Origin of the sequence: Roseibium sp. (genome assembly GCF_048261595.1) — a bacterium.
GTDB lineage: Bacteria > Pseudomonadota > Alphaproteobacteria > Rhizobiales > Stappiaceae > Roseibium.
The window spans coordinates 37,320-54,884 of sequence record NZ_JBLXFW010000004.1; the positions used below are offsets into that span (position 1 = coordinate 37,320).

Sequence of the window (17,565 nt, forward strand, 5' to 3'; positions counted from 1 at the left end):
TTCATGCACAAGATCCTGTTCACATTCAGTGGCTACCCGGTCAGCGTTCTGGAAGCCTCAATCGCCGGTGGGCTTTTCCTCCTCCTGATCACGGCGTGGCTGACCGCCAAGTCCCTGCGCCAGATCCGCATCCGCGCAGAAGCCGACACGGCGGCAACGGAGCGGATCCACGAGTTGGAAAGCCACTTGTCCCAGCTTCTGAAATCACAAGGTGAAATGACCGGGCGCATGCAGACGATGGCCGAGGTGTTCGGTTCTCGCCAGGGCGACATGATGCGGGCAGTCAACGAGCGGCTGGATGGAATGGGCCACAAGCTCGGTCTTTCGATGGCCGACACCACCAAACAGACGCATGAGGGCTTGCGGCATCTGCACGAACGGCTTGCCGTGATCGACCGGGCGCAGAAGACGATAACGGACCTTTCCGGTCAGGTGATCGAGCTTCAGGCCATTCTATCCAACAAACAGACTCGCGGCGCCTTCGGACAGGGCCGCATGGAAGCGATCATCCAGGACCAGCTTCCCGCGAGCGCCTATAGCTTCCAGGCAACGCTCTCGACAGGTTCCCGGCCAGACTGTCTCGTTCACATGCCGAACGGTGCACCTTCGCTTGCGATTGACGCCAAGTTTCCACTAGAGGCCTTCAATCTGCTGCGCGCTGCCCAGTCTGACGAACAGCTTCGCCATGCGCAGACGCAGTTCCGCCGCGATCTGACCAAGCACATTCAGGACATCCGCGAAAAATATCTTGTGCCGGGGGAAACACAGGACACGGCGTTCCTCTTCGTTCCCTCCGAGAGTGTCTTTGCCGAACTCAACGAGAATTTCGAAGACCTTGTGCAAAAGGCGCACCGGGCGCGGGTCGTGATCGTATCCCCTTCCCTGCTGATGCTGTCGATCCAGGTCATCCAGGCCGTGCTGCGTGACGCCAAGATGCGGGAACAGGCTCACCTCATTCAGGCGGAGGTCTCGCACCTTATGGCCGATGTCGGGCGTCTGAATGACCGGGTCAACAAGCTGCAGTCGCATTTCTCGCAGGCGAACAAGGATATCGACCAGATCCTGATTTCGACCGACAAGATCACCAAGCGGAGCCAGAGGATCGAGGATCTTGATCTGGGGGAAATCCCGGGCGAAGCGATACGGCCTGACGCCCTGCCGTCCGGCCGGTGATGCCCTTCACTTTAGCGGCAACCGCCGGATCGAGGTGATTTTCCCCCACTCGGTTTCCGCAATCCGGATGACCGCTGCATCGAGGTCTTCATATGCAACAGTCATCGTATGACCATTGGAGTGAAGCAGACGTCCCGGCTCACTGATGATCCCGACGTGCCCTTTCCAGAAGATCAGGTCGCCGCGCTTGAGCGATGCCAGATCCACCTTTTCCGGTTCGTCCAGAACCTCTCCGGCCTCGCGCTCGAGCATGTCGCTGTCGCGGGGCAGCCAGTGACCTCCGAAGCGCGCAGAAATCTGGACAAGTGCAGAACAATCGAGACCCAGGCTCGTCCGCCCGCCCCACAGATATGGCGTTCCGACAAGCTCTTCGGCCACACCTACCCAATCTGCGGCCAACCGATCCATCGGCCAAAGGTGGCCGGCGACAACCGCCGATCCGTCAGCGAGAATTGCGTACTCAAGTCCCCGCGTTGTCCGCGTTCCCACCACGGCGACCTCTGCCCCGAGCGAAATCAGGCCGAGAGGTGGCAATTTCAGATCCGGGCCGGGGTATCGATAGGTTCTGAGCGCGCGGACACGGTGTGTCGGCTGTAGCTTTGGGCCGCATCCGTCTGACGGGAACCAACCGACATAGCCGTCGGCCAGCGACTGGCCCCAAGCCCAGCCTTCCGGGCTTGTTTCAAGAACCGTGACCTGTTCGCCGTAGATCAGCTGGGTATCGATCGAGCTTCCAGGCTGGGCGGTCCCGCGCATGTCGACGAAGTCGGCAGTAATCGTCCGGATCTCGCCCTCGACGAAGCGGTCGGCGGCGATCAATCCCCTGTATTCGGCTGACGCCAGGTCCTTGCGCACCGGGTGCCGGCGACGATCAAAATTTTCGGGATCAAAGTTCGCAGGCATCAAGTCGGTTCCCGGCTATATCCGTGGGCGTTGAAATCGGTTAGCGCGGCAGGCTCTTGGCCTTCTCGACAACCAGATCACCCAACTGTTCGAGGTAGAGCGCACCTTCGACCGTACGAGTGATGATCACGTTCCTGCGGTCGGCATCGTCGCGCTTGCGCGACAACAGGCGCATTCCACCCAGCGTATCCAACGCACGCGTAATCGCCGGCTTCGTCACGTTCAACTTGGCGGCAAGGCCGCGAACCGTATGCGGCGGCGGTTCGAGATAGACGGACAGCAATATGGTCAGCTGGCGCGCCGACAGGTCCTGTTCACTGTCGCGCACCAGCGCAAGATTAACCTCATGCATCAGCTTCAGCGCCTGGGAGGCGCGGATCTCAACCGCCATTGGTCCGGCGTTCCCCATCCGGTTTCAGTGCGTCCATTGAAGCATGAAACCGTTTCGGAGCCGTTATCCTTTCGCGGAATATTTCTCACTGATCAGATCGAACAGACAGCGGATCGCCTGGGCCTCACCACCTGCCGGTTTTCCGGGCTTTTCAATAGGCGTCCAGCCGTAGACGTCAAAGTGAACCCACGAGGAGGTATTCTTGACGAACCGCGACAGGAAAAGAGCAGCAGTGATCGCGCCGGCAAAGCCCGCGCCGCTGGTGTTGATATGGTTTATGTCGGCAACCTTGCTGTCGAGATACTTCATGTATGGCTGCCAGAGCGGCAAACGCCATAGCGGATCGGCCGAGGCTTCGGAGACCAGGGCAATCTCTTCGGCCAGCTCCTCGTCGTTCGTGAAAAACGGCGGCAGGTCCGGGCCAAGAGCAACGCGAGCGGCACCGGTCAGAGTGGCCATGTCGATCAGAAGGTCAGGGCTTTCCGCGTCGGCGAGCGCCAGGGCATCCCCCAGAACCAGACGGCCTTCAGCATCGGTGTTACCGATTTCAACCGTAATGCCCTTGCGGCTCGGAAGAATGTCTCCCGGCCGGAAAGCCGAACCGGAGATCGAGTTTTCGACGCACGGTATGATCACCCGCAGACGCACCGGCAACTTGGCTGCCATGATCATGGACGCAAGGCCGAGCACATTCGCGGCTCCGCCCATGTCCTTCTTCATCAGTGCCATCGAACTAGAGGGCTTGATGTTGAGGCCACCCGTGTCGAAAATCACGCCCTTTCCGACCAGCGTCACCTTGGGCGCGCTTTCATCCCCCCACGAAAAGTCGGCCAGACGCGGTTCGCGGCTGCTCGCACGCCCGACCGCATGCACCATGGGATAGCCCTGCTCGAGGAGAGAATCGCCGATGATGATCCGACCGGTTCCACCATGCTGATCGAACAGATCGCTTACAGCCTTTGCCAGCTCTTCGGGCCCCAGGTCGTTTGCGGGGATGTTGATCAGGTCTCTCGCCAGAGCTACGCCATCGAGAATTGTATTCAGACGATCAAGATCCACTGTCGCCGGAACCGCCAGGCGTGGAAGTTCCTTCGACGATGGGCAGTAGCGGGTGAAACGGTAGGACGAGAGCGCAAACCCGAGCGCGGCCTGCTCTACGTCCGGAAATGGCTCTTCGAGATGGTAGTCTCCGGCAGGCAGAGCCGCGACCAAGGCCCCCAGGGCGAATGCACTTGGGAGGGTGTCGCTCTCCGTCGCAAAAAGCACAGCAGCGCCGGAAGGTCCGTCGGCGGGTACGAGCAGGCTATTGCCTGGTGACGCGGTAAAGCCATTGCGTTTCACCCAGTCGATAGCCGATTGACCGAGCATCTTCAGTACGCTTTCGAGATTGGCCTCGTTGACCGCATGAATCGGCGTCGTATCGTGCTCGGAGTTCTTCACAAACAGGGACTGGCGCACGGGATGCTCCTATAAACCGCGAGGGTTGCGTCGTTATCAAGCACTGTTAAGCGTACGCTGCACGGTTGGCAAGCGACGCCCCTGAAGGCGTCCATAAACATCGCACAGAATGCAAAATGCGACTTTTAACAAAGCATTAGGGTTAACAGGGTATTTCCAAGGGTAAGAAGGCTTTCTTTCCACCTGGAACATTGGACATCCGACATGGCCGACAATGCGCCCCCTTTCAACCGCCGTATTGCACGTACTCTATCAACTGCGGTCGCACTCAGTGCGATGATCGTGGTCGCGGGTTGTTCGTCCACGAGACAGGGAAGCGTTGCGACGCACGCATCGGCGACATCGCAGGCGTATGCCGCCCCAGGTTCCGGCGAAGCGCGCCGGGCAGTATCCTCATGGGGGGGCCGTTACGAACAGAACCGTCAGGACAAGGCCGCAATTCTCGGGTATGCCGAAGCCCTTAGGCAGAACGGACAGATCTCGCAGTCAATGGCGGTGCTGCGCAGCGGCGTCATCACTCACCAGAACGATCGGGAAATCGCGTCTGCCTATGGCAAGGTCCTTGCCATGAACGGCAATTTCAGCGAAGCGCTGAACGTCCTTCAGCGCGCACAGAACCCACAGACGCCTGACTGGCGGCTGATGTCGGCAGAAGGCGCAATTCATGATCAGATGGGCAACCATGAACGCGCGCGTTCGCTCTATAATCAGGCCATGAAGATCGAGCCGAACGATCCGACTCTTCTCAATAATCTTGGCCTGTCCTACCTGCTCTCCAATGAGCTTCCGGAAGCCGAATACACCTTGCGTAAGGCGGCGATGTTGCCGACGGCGGACAGTCGAGTGCGACAGAACCTTGCCCTGGTGCTCGGCATCCAGGGTAAATACGGCGAAGCCGAGCAGGTCGCGAGCGCGGAGCTTGACCCCCGGCAGGCGGAAGCAAACGTCGCCTATCTGCGTCAGATGCTTAGCGGGCGCGGTTGATAAGACGACGCTCGCCGTCCCCCACAATCGACCAAGAAAAAACGAAAGGCCCGACAGGAAAAACCTGCGGGCCTTTTCTCATTTCGATGCACACATGTGGGTCGGATGGCTTACTTGAAGGCGTCCATCACCTGCATGACGGCCGGTCCCATGATCACGACGAATAGCACGGGAAGGAAAAAGACGATCATCGGAACCGTCAGCTTCGGCGGCAGCGACGCGGCCTTCTTCTCGGCTTCCTGCATGCGCTGTTCGCGATTGTCATCGGACATCACGCGAATTGCTTGCCCGACGGGCGTTCCGTATCGCTCAGCCTGGATCAAGGCCATCATGACGTTCTTCACGCCTTCGACCCCGGTACGCGCCCCTAGGTTCTCGTAGGCCTGCCGCCTCTCGCCGAGATATGACAACTCCGCGTTTGTGAGCGTCAGTTCTTCCGCCAAGGGTACCGACTGCGCACCGATCTCTTCCGCCACGCGCCCGAACGCGGCCTCGATCGACATACCGGATTCAACACAGATGAGCATTAGATCGAGTGCATCGGGCCAGGCGCGGCGAATGGAAAGTTGCCGGTTGGTGATCTTGTTCTGAATGTAGATGTTCGGTCCGAAGACACCCAACCCGGCAACGATAATGCAACCTGCCACCCGAGTGATAAACGGCAACGTATCGGGCAGGATGACGAAGGCGTAGAAAAGGGAAACAAGCAGGAGCAGGACCGGGAGGGCGATACGCGCGAACAGAAACGTGTAAAGCGGTCCCGTTCCCCGGTAGCCCGCCATGCGAAGCTTCCTCTGGGTATTTTCGTCAGCAAGCATTGTTTGCAGGTTCAGCCTGTCGACGACGTTCTTCAACTGCGCCTTTGGCTGCGCACGAAGTGCCTCACGTGGATTGCTCTTCTCGGCGGCAAGCCGCGCCCTTTCCCTTGCCCGCAACTTGTCACGCTCAAGGGCTACCGTCTTCATGCGGGACTTCAATCGATCCCGGTCGAAAAATGGCATGACGAGTGAATACAGGGCGCCGGCCACAGCAACGGCAGACAAGACCGCAAGCAGAAACTGACTGTCGACCAGGGTTTCCAGATTCATGCGCTGATCTCCCTAGAAGTCAAAATTGATCATGTTGCGCATCACCATGATGCCGCAGAACATCCAGAAAAGTCCGCCTGCGACGATGAGTTGGCCGGTTGTCCGTTCAAACAGCAATGAGACGTAATCCGGAGCGATCAGGTAAAGCAGCCCGGAGACGATGAACGGCAGCGAACCAATGATCATGGCGGAAGCCTTGGCTTCAGAGCTGAGCGCCGTGATCTTTCGCTTCATAGACTTGCGACCGCGCAACACCTTGGACAGGTTGCCAAGGGCTTCGGATAGACCGCCGCCGGATTTCTGCTGGATGGATACCACGATGGCGAAGAAATTCGCCTCTGCGACCGGGACACGTGTGGGAAGACGCAAGACCGCATCGGTCAACGAGACACCCATGACCTGGGTTTCCACAATCTTGCCGAACTCCGTCGCAACTGGCTCTGCAGCTTCCCGTGCGACGATCTTGATACAGTCGCCAAGGGGAAGACCGGCCTTCACGCCGCGGACGATGATATCCACCGCACCGGGAAGTTCGTCGAGGAATGCGTTGAATCGCTTGCGGCGCTTGTAGTTGACGAACCAACGCGGAAAGCCGATGGCGCCGGCAAATCCCAGGCCCAGCGCAACCAGAAGGTTCTGGGCAAACACAAGGCCGCCAATCAGAAAAACTATGCCTGATGCAATGCTGAAGAAGACGAAGTGCTTCATTTCCCAGCTGAGGCCGGCCTGTTCCATCCGCTCATTCAAGGAAACAGAATCACGCTTTTGCTGCTTCTTGCGCTGACGTTCCTCGAATTCCTTGAGCTGGTCCTGCACAGACCTGCGGCGGCGATCACCGTCCTTGAGTTTCTTTCGGGCCTCGACGGATTGCGAGCGCGACGTGATGACGTTCATCCGTTCGTCGCGACGCTTCACGCCGGAGAGCATCGGCTGGAAAAGTGCATAGACGATGCCGCCGATGCAAATGGCTGCCAAGGCAGCAACGGCAAAGGTTGCTCCCTGTTGTCCGAGAAGCGATTGCAGCTCAAGCATGGAGAGCCTCACTCATTGGCGTATTCCGGCAGCTCGGACGCATCCAGTGCGGCAGCAAGACGCTGCTCTTCGCCGAAATAGCGGGCGCGCTCCCAAAAACGAGGCCGACCGATACCAGTTGAACGGTGGCGCCCGATGATACGTCCGTTCGGGTCTTCACCCATCATTTCATAGAGGAAGACATCCTGAGTGATGATGACATCACCTTCCATGCCCATCACCTCGGTAACATGGGTGATGCGACGCGAGCCGTCACGCAGGCGGGCTGCCTGTACCACGACGTCGATCGAGGACACGATCATCTCGCGCAGCGTGCGGGACGGTAGTGAGAACCCTCCCATGGTGATCATGGATTCAAGACGCGAGAGAGCTTCACGCGGCGAGTTGGCGTGCAATGTTCCCATCGAGCCGTCGTGACCGGTGTTCATGGCCTGCAGAAGATCAAACGCTTCCGGACCACGTACTTCGCCGACGATGATCCGTTCCGGGCGCATACGCAGACAGTTTTTCACCAGGTCGCGCATGGTGATTTCGCCCTCGCCTTCGAGGTTGGGCGGCCGCGTTTCCAGACGAACCACATGAGGCTGCTGCAATTGAAGCTCCGCGGAGTCTTCACAGGTGATGATACGTTCGGTGCCCTCGATATAGGCCGTCAGGCAGTTCAGGAGTGTCGTCTTGCCCGAGCCGGTACCACCGGAAATCAGAACGTTGCATCGAGACCGGCCGATGATCTGGAGGATTGTTGAGCCTTCCGGAGTGATGGATCCGAACTTCACCAACTGATCCAGTGTCAGCTTGTCGCGCTTGAACTTACGGATTGTGAGCGCTGGCCCGTCGATCGCCAAAGGAGGAGCGATGACGTTGACACGGGAACCATCCGGCAGGCGCGCATCACAGATCGGGCTGGAGTCATCGACGCGTCTTCCGACCTGGCTAACGATGCGCTGACAGATGTTCATCAGCTGCGCGTTGTCGCGGAACGTGATTGGTGTCTGCTTAACCTTGCCCTCGGTTTCGATGTAAACCGTGTGGGCGCCATTGACCATGATGTCGGCGATGTCGTCGCGGGCCAGAAGCGGCTCCAAAGGACCGTATCCAAGCACGTCGTTGCAGATGTCCTCCAGCAGGTCTTCCTGCTCGGCGATGGACATGACAACGTTCTTGAGCGCGATGATGTCATTGACGACATCACGAATTTCGTCGCGAGCGTCCTCCGGCCCCAGTCTGCTCAGCTGCGAAAGGTCGATTGCCTCAACCAGCGCGTTGAAGATCTGGCTCTTGGTCTCGTAATATTCTTCCGACTTGCGCTTCTTGGGTTCGTTTTCCGACTGTGCCGCGCGCGGAGGAGGAGCAGCCGGCTCCGGCATTGGCGGAGCGACCGGCGGCTCTGGCGCAGTCGGCATGTCCAAAGCGGGCGCCGTTACAGCCGGCTGCTGCTGAACCGGACTTGCCGATCCAGGACCCGATGGCGATGTTCCGCGTCTACCGAACATTTCGTTCCGTTTCTCCGTTACCTGGACGGCCTCAAGCCGTCTTGCGGATCAGCTTGGACAGAATGGAGTTCAAGGCATTTCGCTTGACCTTGTTGCCGTCGCTGCGGCCCGAGACCATTTGTGCGAGTTCGGAAAAGAGTGTTGCTGTCGCGTGCTTTGCGTCTACCTCGGCAACCATCTGGCCGTTGTTGGCTGCGGTGCCGAAGAGCTGCGGGTCGAACGGAATCGTGACAGGTGCACTCAAACCGAGCGCGGTCGCAAACTCATCCGGCTTAATCTCCGGGCGCTTTGGAACATTGACCCGGTTGATCACAAGCATCGGCAACTTGTCGTTCGGCCGCAACTGCTTGAGGGTGTCGACCACGTTCTTGGCATTTCTCAAGTTGGCGAGATCAGGTTCGGCGACGATCACGACCTCATCTGCGCTGACGAGTACATTCCGGGTCCAGCCGTTCCAGGTGTGAGGCACATCGAGAACGATCTGCGGCGTGCAACTGCGCATGATGTCGACAAGGCCCTCAAAGGCCTTCTCGGAGTAATCGTAGGTCCGTTCAAGGGACGCCGGCGCTGCGAGGAGACTAAGGTTTTCGCTACACTTCGACAAAATGCGGTCGAGCAACGTCTCGTCCAGGCGTTCGGGAGCGGACACTGCCTCGTAGACGCCCTGAAGGGGATCCTGGTTGAAATCGAGACCCGCAGTTCCGAACGGCAGATCGAGATCGGCGACGACCACTTCGGTCTCGAAGTTGCGACCGAGCGCCCAGGCGCAATTATGCGCAACGGTGGAAGCTCCGGAGCCTCCCTTGACTCCGAAAAAGGCAATAGTACGCCCAACCGGTTCGGTTTGCGGATCGCTGTACAGGCTGCTGATTGCTCCGATCAGCTGATACACGTCGACCGGAGCGACCAGATATTCGCTCACGCCTCTATGTATCAATTCCCGATAGAGGGATACGTCGTTGATCTCACCAATCACGATCACCTTGGTGCCGGAATCACAGAACTCTGCAAGCCGATCAAGATCAGACAGCAGGGAACCCTTCGACTCGCCTGTTTCAATGACGATCAGGTTGGGGGTCGGCGCCTGCGAATAGAAATCGATCGCCGCCGGAATGCCACCCATGTGCGCCTTGACGTGTGCCTTGAGCATACGCCTGTCTTCGGATGCCCGTTCTATCGTCTGAATGGTCTGATCAGTCAGGCAGAACCCTTGGATCGATACACGCGGAACCGGTCGAATATCGTCATGGTGTTGCGCGGACAGGTTTGGCTGCTCGGAAATATAGCCGTGCTGTTCAGCGGTTTCGATGTCAGACATTTGTACTTCGGAGCTCATCGGACAACCTATTCTGAAACCTTGGCGCCTTCGCCTTCCTTGTATTCGGAAGCGGTGACTGCGCCGGCCCTGTATTTTTCATAAACAACTGCACGGCGCATCTGATCGCCTGCTGTGGGAGCACGCGGAGCGATCAGGTCTGCCGGGTTGGCAACCATGGCGGCGAGATTTGCCTGCGAGGCACAACCGAAATTCTGATAATCGGTATTGGCGTTTGCTTTGCCGCCGATATTTTCCGGCCACTCACCGCATTTCCCTGTACTGGCCATGACACGTTCATAGGACAGCCTGATCGGAGCGTCAGCGCCCGGGTCATCGACAGCGTAGGTGCGTGTCGCGATCCGGTTCGCGGCGACGCCGCCGCGGGACAACGCCGAGCGGATTGCCGGAACCACTGCATGGACGGCAGCCTCGTTGGCAGCTCCTGCCGGCACCTGGATGTCGACGCTGCCATTGCCATTGGTTCGCGCTTGCTGAGCAAAATACGTGACACTGTCGGCAATATTGCTGTTCAGGTTCCGCGTTGCGGCACCCACCGGCAAATCCAGCACCTCGGGCTGTTCGGTCAGGACGATCGGATGACGCAAACGATAGTCGTTGGACGCCATGTAGCCCATTTGGCTCTCGTCAGTTGTCGTCTTGCATCCGGCAACGATGGCCGCAGCCGATATGCACAATCCGACTTTCAGGAGTCTCTGGAACAGAGTGTCGTGGTCAAAACTCATCATCCGTTCCTCACTTGTAAATAAAGCCGACCTGGCCGTGATAGGTGCCGGCGGCAACCTGTCCCGGGGAGCGGAAGATCTTGTTGAGGCGGTTCAGGAAAATCGTTTCAGCGTCGCTCGGTGGCGCCAGATTCTCGTCGGGCCGCGTCAACTTCGACGGCGCCACCGGGGTCACCGCATAGGGAGTCACGAACACAACCAGCTCGGTCTGCTGACGAAGAAAGTCACGGCTCTTGAAAAGAGACCCGAGGACCGGAAGCTGCATGAGACCCGGCACGCCGTTAACTGACTGACGGTAGGACTCCCGCAAGAGGCCCGCCATCACAAGCGTCCCGCCCGACGGCAACTCCAGCGTCGATTCCGCGCGGCGCACCTTAAGCGCCGAAATGGTGATATTTCCCGCGGTGACCGCACCATCGTTGGTCAGTTCGCTGACTTCCGTCTTGACCCTGAGGCTGATACGACCGCCCGACAGGACCACAGGGGTAAAATCGAGGCCCACGCCGAATTTCTTGAACTCGACCGAGACGGCATCGCTATCCTGGGCGACAGGGATCGGAAATTCTCCGCCTGCAAGGAAGCTTGCATTTTCACCGGAGATTGCCGTGAGCGTGGGTTCCGCAAGTGTGCGGATCACGCCATCACGTTGCAGAGCCTCGATATTTGCTGAAAGAGAGGTATTGCCGCTCAGAAACCCGACGCCGGTGCTCGCCTGGTCAACAATGCTCGAATTGACGTTGAACGACGTCGAATTGTTGAAGCTGGCGTTGTAGTTGCCGAAGCCAACAGTTCCACCCAGTTCGACGCCAAGCTGCTTGATGATTGAACGCTCGACTTCGGCGACCGTCACCTTGAGGTGCACCTGGTCCTTGCCGTCGACGCTGATCATGTTGAGGATCTGCGCGGCGGTCGTTCCATTTCCCGCAAAACGGGCAGCCAGATCCGCCGCGCGCTGTGCATCGGCCGTGCTCGTTGCCGTACCCGTCAGGATGATGCTGCCGTTGAGCGATTCGGCCTGGATATTGGAGCGTGGAATAATGCGCTTGATCAGTGCCGAGAGATCCGAAGCATCCTGGTCGACACGGAGGTTGAAACTGGCAAGTTCACGGCCGGACCGGCTGAACAACACCAGATGTGCCTGCCCAATCGAGTTGCCGATTACGAACACACGATGCTGCGTCTTGACAATTGCATCTGCGACTTCCGGGTTGGAAACCAGGACATCAGCCACCGGCTCTGCAAGGTCGATCACCAGCGAGCGGCCAAGTCCGACGGTCACGATGCGGGACTTCACCCGTTCGCCCGCAGCGACATGGATCTGCGCCTGACTTGCGCCTTCCGCCAGAGCGTCACCTGCGTTGAACATTGCCGGAAATGCAATTGCAGCAACAAGCAATGCAGCCAGCAGTGTGGTGCCTTGCCGCGTCACTCTGCATAATGGACTGATAATTTTCATAAAATTGGTCATCGCGTTGTCGCCTGACTTGAAACGCCGTATTTCACAAAATTCACGCCCCCTTGCCGCCGCACCTCTTCCGCTTCGTCATCAGAAGAGTCCTGTGCGCTCCGGAGAGCCAATGCAATTGTGCCGATCTGCTGCGACTGCGCGACAATCTCGGCCTGTTCAAGGCTGAGCTCCAATGTCGCCGTGCGCTTCGGTGAAAGGTTCTTTTGTTCCTGCTCTCCAGCCGTAGTGGCATCAATTGCAAGCACGCGAACATTCGAAAGGATGGTTTCGCTATAGGCGCTCGAGTTGCGGTCAGAGCGTGTGAGGATCAGATCCACCTTGTCGCCTGGCAGGATAAACCCACCCGCTGTCGTCTCAGCTTCCACGCTGACCGCAATCGCGCGTTTCCCCTTCGGCAGGATCGCCGCCATGAACCCCTTCTCGGTGTTGATAAGGCGCTGAGGGCGGATCGGTTCACCGTCGTAGATGGGCGCTTTCGCAATCTGACCGGCGTAGGTTTCCTTCGCCTTGGGTTCACTGGCGCGTACAATAGCCCCCTTGGGCAATGCACTTTCGGGCCACTGTACCCACCCCAAATCTTTTCCGGTAAGCTTGGAGCCAAGTCGAATATCACGGGCTGCAACAAGCACCTCAGCGCTAGCTGTTGGTGCATCTGGCAGAACTGACAATGTTTCCGGCTGCGGCGCATTGGTATTCATGACGATCCGCGCGGCCAAAAGCCCCGCGCCCAACGCCACCCCGAGAACCAATAGTCTTCCGTACTTCATGAGTTAATTCCACACGATCGATGCGCGCAAATGGCGCGTTGCAGCTAGTGTGGAATCGAATTCGTCAAAACATGGTTAATCCATTGTGAGGAAACGAGGTTAATCGAAATTAACTTAAATTAAAAATTTAATAATAATTCGCATTTTGAAAATATTTACATATCATTAACCATGAAATCCAGCTTTGACCGCGCAGATTACTTGCAGTCGATCAAAGAAACCACTGAGATTTCGGGTAGACAAGCAGTGCCGCCACGGCAATAGCAATCCCATAGGGTATGCCGGTCCGTGAATCATGAAGGCGTTCGACCCATTCGATACGCGCGAGAAAGAGCGGCAGGAATGACAGCTTCTTGAACTGCAGCAGGGCCAGGGTCAGGATCATCCCGAACATTGCCGTCATCAGAACAAATGTTGCCAGGTCGATACCAAAGCCAAACCAGAGAGCAATCGCGCTGGCGACCTTCGCATCGCCGCCCCCCATCCAGCCCAGGAAGAACATTATGAAGCAGGGAAGAAACACCACCACCCCGCCGAGAAGATGATACCCCCATGCCTCGAGCGATAGTCCGGTCAGCAACCCAACCAGGACGAACCCGGCCACGAGCAGGATCGATACCAGGTTCGGAATTTTCATGGTCAGAAGGTCCGAGACGCCCGCATAAACAACAAGCAATGGAAAGATTACGAGCAATGCAGCCTGATACATCCGACTTCAACCTCATCGGGACAAATTCAAGCCTCAATAAATTGGCTTTCAATATGAACAAAAAATAAAAAAGCGGGCGATAAACGCCCGCTTTCTTGGCATCTTGCGGATTGCAGATGCTGAGATGGCTCGCTTGCGCGAAACCCGCGATTAGCCGTCAGCTGCCGGTGCAGCCGGTGCCAGGTTGTCGTTGATGGTGGTGAATACCGTGGTCAGGCTACCGCCCATGGTAGCAAGGATGCCGACGATTGCGACGGAGATCAGACCGGCGATCAGACCATATTCGATTGCGGTTGCGCCAGACTCATCCTTGGCGAAACGTGCGATAAGATTCTTCATGTGTTTGCTCCGAAATTCCACTTTATTTGACAGCTTCATTGTTCGCCGCGCCTGTTACCGACCGTTCGAACATGAAAGGACATTACCGCCCGGCCCTTTCCAATCAGTTAAATTTACTATTCGAACTGAAGCTGAACTAGGTAAAATAGACCATGGTTAATGAACTTTTATCCATTTACCAACAATTAATCCAATTTAAACAAAACAAAAAATCAAAAATTACATATACTATATGAATATATACATCTCTCATGCAGATAAAACTCCGAATATATGCGTTAATATACTGTTTACATCCGACATATAGAGGCGAAAAACACCAGATAACGAATAAAAAAATTCGATACTATTTGCGCAGCCCTTCTGAGTGCATCTGAAGCTAATTTACGTAAAGTAATGACAGGGCTGCCCCGGTCACAACACCAGACCTGACGGTTTACCCTTCCTCGTTTCGGGTGTTAGGGCTTCCTTCACCATGTTCTTGGTAAACGTTCGTAAACCGCATTTGTTCTGGAGTACGTCATGGATAGGACTAGCGCCCTGCTTGGAAAATCCGGATTGTTTGCCATGGCCGTCTTACTTTTTGCGCAGACCGCCGACGCTGAAGGACCCGTTTCAGTTACGGTCGACCGCGCCAAAGTGTTCAGGATCGAGGAACCGGCTAGCACGGTCATCGTCGGGAACCCGGCGATAGCCGACGTATCAATGCATGACCGCAATACCGTGGTGGTCACGGGCAAGGCATATGGATCGACAAACCTGGTCATTCTGGATGCCGCCAATGAACCAATCATCGATGAAGTCATCATAGTGACGGCCACCGATGAGAATGCCGTTGCGGTCACGCGGCGGACAAACAGAACGACATATTCATGCGCCCCTGCATGTGAACCCATCCTGCGTCTCGGTGACGGACGCGATTCGTTCCAGACGGCGGCCGAACAATCGTCGGTGCGAAACGACCTCGCCGTCAAAGCGGCCAGCGGCAACTAGCGATACGTCCATGCCCCCGCGCGAAGCCTCCCTCCTTCTCAAATCCTGCCGCAAATTCGCGAAGACCTTTTTTGCAAGGGGCCGCGGTGCGATCAGGCTCTTTGGGAAGGATACTCGCGGCATCGCAGCCATTGAATTTGCAGCGGTCGGGGTACCTCTATTCATGCTCACTGTTGGCGTGATGGAGATCGGCCTCGCGTTCTTCGTCAATCGGCTGCTGGACAACGCGGCCCTGGAGACCGGCCGGCTGATACGAACGGGTCAAATCCATCAATCCTCAATGGATGCCGCCGGTTTCAAAACCGAAGTATGTGAACGGTTGACGGCATTTCTTTGCTTCCCGACTCGACTGACAGTCGACGTCCGGAGCTACGACCAGTTTTCGGCTCTTGACGCCATGCCGCCTCTGTTTGATGAGGATGGGGAATTGGAGGACGAGGCGTTTCAGGTCGGCTCCGCAAACAGTATTGTCGTCGCCCGTTTCATATATCGCTGGCCGATGTTCACATCGATCATCCAGACTGATGCTGGCGATACCGGGAACATGGAGCGCTACCTGTTCTCGACGATTGTTTTCCGCAACGAACCCTTCCCTTGGTGAAAATCATGAGCCTCAAGCAAACGATTTTCGAAGTGCGCCGCTTTGTTCGCGACACGAGGGCAATCGCGGCAGTCGAATTTGCACTCATCCTGCCGTTTCTCCTGATTCTGCTGATTGGCGTTGCAGAGACCACTTCTGCACTGAACCATAGTCGCAAGGTCAGTCAGATTGCAGGTTCCGTCGCCGACCTTGTCGCCCAGGCAGAACAATTGTCGGCTGCCGAGGCACAGGACATCATGACCGCGTCCAACGAGATCCTTGCGCCTTACACAACCGCAACACTTCAGGTGATCATCGCCAGCGTCACGTTTGACGAAGATGGCAATCCCGAGGTCGATTGGAGCATCGATCAGGACGGCGATACACCTTGGGCGCGCGGATCGGAGCCAACGATCGAAATACCAGATCAGGTAGCCTTACCGGGGACATCCATTGTCATCGGCCAGAGCTTCTATACCTACATCCCGATGTTCGCCACGTTGGCGCAAAACATTTTCCCGCGCGCGACAGCGATACCCATGGGCGACGTCTATTTTCTGAGGCCGCGCCTGACCAACAAGGTTCTTTACACCGGCTAGCGGCAAGCGCTTTCCATAGCCAGTTGCCCGTATTTGCTCGCCCGGCAAAGCCAGCTAATGTGCCGTCTGCAATGCTGCATCGCAGCGCGCTGGAGACAATCCACGAGGACGGGAATGGCGAGCAACAAGACCTATGATCAGATCTCCGTCGGAGATTCCGCGCAGATTACCCGAACCTGCTCAACAAACGATCTTCTGATCTTCGCGCACGCGTCAGGAAACCGGAATCCGCTCAATCTTCCAGATACCGATTGGACCGGCGATGGGCAGGTCGACAAACCCGTCGCACCCTCCATGTGGGTCGGCGCACTGATATCCGCTGTTCTAGGCAATATCCTGCCGGGCCCAGGGACACGCTACCTTACTCAGAGCCTTGAATTTCACCGAGGGGTCGCGGTCGGCGACGAGCTCATTGTTCGCGTCGAGGTCACGGGCAAAGGCGCCAATCGTGTGCTCGAGATCGATACGACCGTGACACTCGAGGATGGTACCGCCGTTGCCTCAGGAAAGGCGGAGGTCACGGCACCCGAGACAACAATCGAGTTCGAGGCATCCGACCTGCCGGCCTTGCTGATTGAACGGCACCGCCACTTCAATCGGCTCATCACGCTTGCCAAGAAACTCGCGCCGATGCCGACTGCCGTCGTCGCACCGGATGACGAGAGTTCACTGGCCGGCGCGCTTCTGGCCGCGGATGAGGGCTTGATCGAACCGATCCTGATCGGGTCGTCGGCAAGGATCAAAACTGCTGCAAACAGCATCGGCCGGTCATTGGAGGCCTTTGCACTCATCGATCTGGAAGACGAGTCGGAGGCTGCCGCAAAAGCGATCTCCATGGTTCATGACGGAAGCGTGCGTGCTGTCATGAAGGGGCACATGCACACTGACGATCTTCTCCGGCACATTGTGAAACGCGATGGGGGACTGCGCACGAAGCGTCGCATCAGCCATGTCTTCGTCATGGACATTCCCGGTCGCGGGACTCCGGTCCTGATAACCGATGCTGCAATCAACATCGCTCCTGACCTGGAAACCAAGGTCGACATCACCCAGAACGCCATAGACGCTGCCCGCTCGCTGGGTTTGAGCGAACCGAAGGTCGGCATTCTTTCGGCGATCGAAACCGTCAATCCTGCCATTCCGTCGAGTCTGGACGCTGCCGTCCTTTCCAAGATGGCCGAGCGCGGCCAGATCAAGGGAGGGATCGTCGATGGCCCACTGGCGATGGACAATGCCATCGACGTACAGGCCGCCAGAACAAAAGGCATAAACTCGCTGGTGGCAGGACATGCGGAAGTCCTCGTCGTGCCAAACCTCGAGGCAGGGAACATGCTGGCGAAGGAACTGACATTCATCGCCCATGCCGAAGCCGCAGGCCTCGTCATTGGTGCAAAGGTACCGGTCATGTTGACCAGCCGGGCCGATGACGGCAGGGCTCGCCTCGCCTCCTGTGCCATTGCGTTGCTTTACGATCACTGGAAGCGAACCGGCTTACCGGTCGAGGTTTTCGATCCGTCTGGGGAGTAG

The 17,565-nt window shown here is 57.4% G+C and carries 18 protein-coding genes; 6 read left to right on the forward strand and 12 right to left on the reverse strand.

Annotated elements, in window-relative coordinates:
- The first annotated feature begins 3 nt into the window (after positions 1-3).
- Positions 4-1,173: a DNA recombination protein RmuC gene (locus ACN0SY_RS13760; protein ID WP_417688009.1), complete on the forward strand. Its 1,170-nt coding sequence runs from the start codon at positions 4-6 to the stop codon at positions 1,171-1,173.
- A 6-nt stretch (positions 1,174-1,179) separates the two neighbouring features.
- Here the strand turns inward: ACN0SY_RS13760 and ACN0SY_RS13765 are convergent, their stop codons facing one another.
- The 3 genes from ACN0SY_RS13765 to ACN0SY_RS13775 form a co-directional block, all read right to left on the reverse strand.
- Positions 1,180-2,076 (reverse strand): NlpC/P60 family protein, encoded by an 897-nt coding sequence (locus ACN0SY_RS13765; protein ID WP_417688011.1) that lies wholly within the window; start codon positions 2,074-2,076, stop codon positions 1,180-1,182.
- A 40-nt stretch (positions 2,077-2,116) separates the two neighbouring features.
- Positions 2,117-2,467, reverse strand: coding sequence for a MarR family transcriptional regulator (locus tag ACN0SY_RS13770; RefSeq protein ID WP_417688013.1), 351 nt, complete (start codon positions 2,465-2,467; stop codon positions 2,117-2,119).
- 63 nt (positions 2,468-2,530) lie between these two features.
- On the reverse strand, positions 2,531-3,925 hold the full coding sequence (locus tag ACN0SY_RS13775; RefSeq protein ID WP_417688015.1) for a leucyl aminopeptidase family protein: 1,395 nt from the start codon (positions 3,923-3,925) through the stop codon (positions 2,531-2,533).
- A gap of 204 nt (positions 3,926-4,129) precedes the next feature.
- On the opposite strand from ACN0SY_RS13775, the gene ACN0SY_RS13780 reads away from it, so the two are divergent.
- A complete protein-coding gene (locus ACN0SY_RS13780; RefSeq protein ID WP_417688017.1) occupies positions 4,130-4,909 on the forward strand; it encodes a tetratricopeptide repeat protein in 780 nt (259 codons plus the stop codon).
- Between the two features lie 110 nt (positions 4,910-5,019).
- Here ACN0SY_RS13780 and ACN0SY_RS13785 read toward each other — a convergent pair whose 3' ends face one another.
- The 9 genes from ACN0SY_RS13785 to ACN0SY_RS13825 all read right to left on the reverse strand — a co-directional run bounded on the left by ACN0SY_RS13785 (position 5,020) and on the right by ACN0SY_RS13825 (position 13,866).
- A complete protein-coding gene (locus tag ACN0SY_RS13785; protein ID WP_417688019.1) occupies positions 5,020-5,997 on the reverse strand; it encodes a type II secretion system F family protein in 978 nt (325 codons plus the stop codon).
- A gap of 12 nt (positions 5,998-6,009) precedes the next feature.
- Positions 6,010-7,029 (reverse strand): type II secretion system F family protein, encoded by a 1,020-nt coding sequence (locus ACN0SY_RS13790; RefSeq protein ID WP_417688021.1) that lies wholly within the window; start codon positions 7,027-7,029, stop codon positions 6,010-6,012.
- An 8-nt stretch (positions 7,030-7,037) separates the two neighbouring features.
- The gene (locus tag ACN0SY_RS13795) at positions 7,038-8,522 is read right to left on the reverse strand and encodes a CpaF family protein (protein WP_417688023.1); all 1,485 of its coding nucleotides are present in this window, start codon (positions 8,520-8,522) and stop codon (positions 7,038-7,040) included.
- Positions 8,523-8,553: 31 nt separating this feature from the next.
- Positions 8,554-9,840, reverse strand: a complete 1,287-nt coding sequence (locus ACN0SY_RS13800; RefSeq protein ID WP_417688025.1) for an AAA family ATPase — start codon at positions 9,838-9,840, stop codon at positions 8,554-8,556.
- A gap of 26 nt (positions 9,841-9,866) precedes the next feature.
- Positions 9,867-10,586, reverse strand: coding sequence for a CpaD family pilus assembly protein (locus tag ACN0SY_RS13805; protein WP_417688027.1), 720 nt, complete (start codon positions 10,584-10,586; stop codon positions 9,867-9,869).
- 7 nt (positions 10,587-10,593) lie between these two features.
- A complete protein-coding gene (locus ACN0SY_RS13810; protein WP_417688029.1) occupies positions 10,594-12,039 on the reverse strand; it encodes a type II and III secretion system protein family protein in 1,446 nt (481 codons plus the stop codon).
- 8 nt (positions 12,040-12,047) lie between these two features.
- Positions 12,048-12,818, reverse strand: a complete 771-nt coding sequence (gene cpaB / locus ACN0SY_RS13815; protein ID WP_417688031.1) for a Flp pilus assembly protein CpaB — start codon at positions 12,816-12,818, stop codon at positions 12,048-12,050.
- Between the two features lie 211 nt (positions 12,819-13,029).
- Positions 13,030-13,527: an A24 family peptidase gene (locus ACN0SY_RS13820; RefSeq protein ID WP_417688033.1), complete on the reverse strand. Its 498-nt coding sequence runs from the start codon at positions 13,525-13,527 to the stop codon at positions 13,030-13,032.
- Positions 13,528-13,677: 150 nt separating this feature from the next.
- Positions 13,678-13,866: a Flp family type IVb pilin gene (locus tag ACN0SY_RS13825; protein ID WP_417688035.1), complete on the reverse strand. Its 189-nt coding sequence runs from the start codon at positions 13,864-13,866 to the stop codon at positions 13,678-13,680.
- Positions 13,867-14,433: 567 nt separating this feature from the next.
- Between ACN0SY_RS13825 and ACN0SY_RS13830 the strand changes: the two genes are divergently transcribed.
- The 4 genes from ACN0SY_RS13830 (at position 14,434) to ACN0SY_RS13845 (ending at position 17,565) form a co-directional block, all read left to right on the forward strand.
- A complete protein-coding gene (locus ACN0SY_RS13830; RefSeq protein WP_417688718.1) occupies positions 14,434-14,859 on the forward strand; it encodes a pilus assembly protein N-terminal domain-containing protein in 426 nt (141 codons plus the stop codon).
- A 10-nt stretch (positions 14,860-14,869) separates the two neighbouring features.
- Positions 14,870-15,460, forward strand: a complete 591-nt coding sequence (locus ACN0SY_RS13835) for a TadE/TadG family type IV pilus assembly protein (protein WP_417688037.1) — start codon at positions 14,870-14,872, stop codon at positions 15,458-15,460.
- A 5-nt stretch (positions 15,461-15,465) separates the two neighbouring features.
- On the forward strand, positions 15,466-16,038 hold the full coding sequence (locus ACN0SY_RS13840) for a TadE/TadG family type IV pilus assembly protein (protein ID WP_417688038.1): 573 nt from the start codon (positions 15,466-15,468) through the stop codon (positions 16,036-16,038).
- 114 nt (positions 16,039-16,152) lie between these two features.
- A complete protein-coding gene (locus tag ACN0SY_RS13845) occupies positions 16,153-17,565 on the forward strand; it encodes a bifunctional enoyl-CoA hydratase/phosphate acetyltransferase (protein ID WP_417688040.1) in 1,413 nt (470 codons plus the stop codon).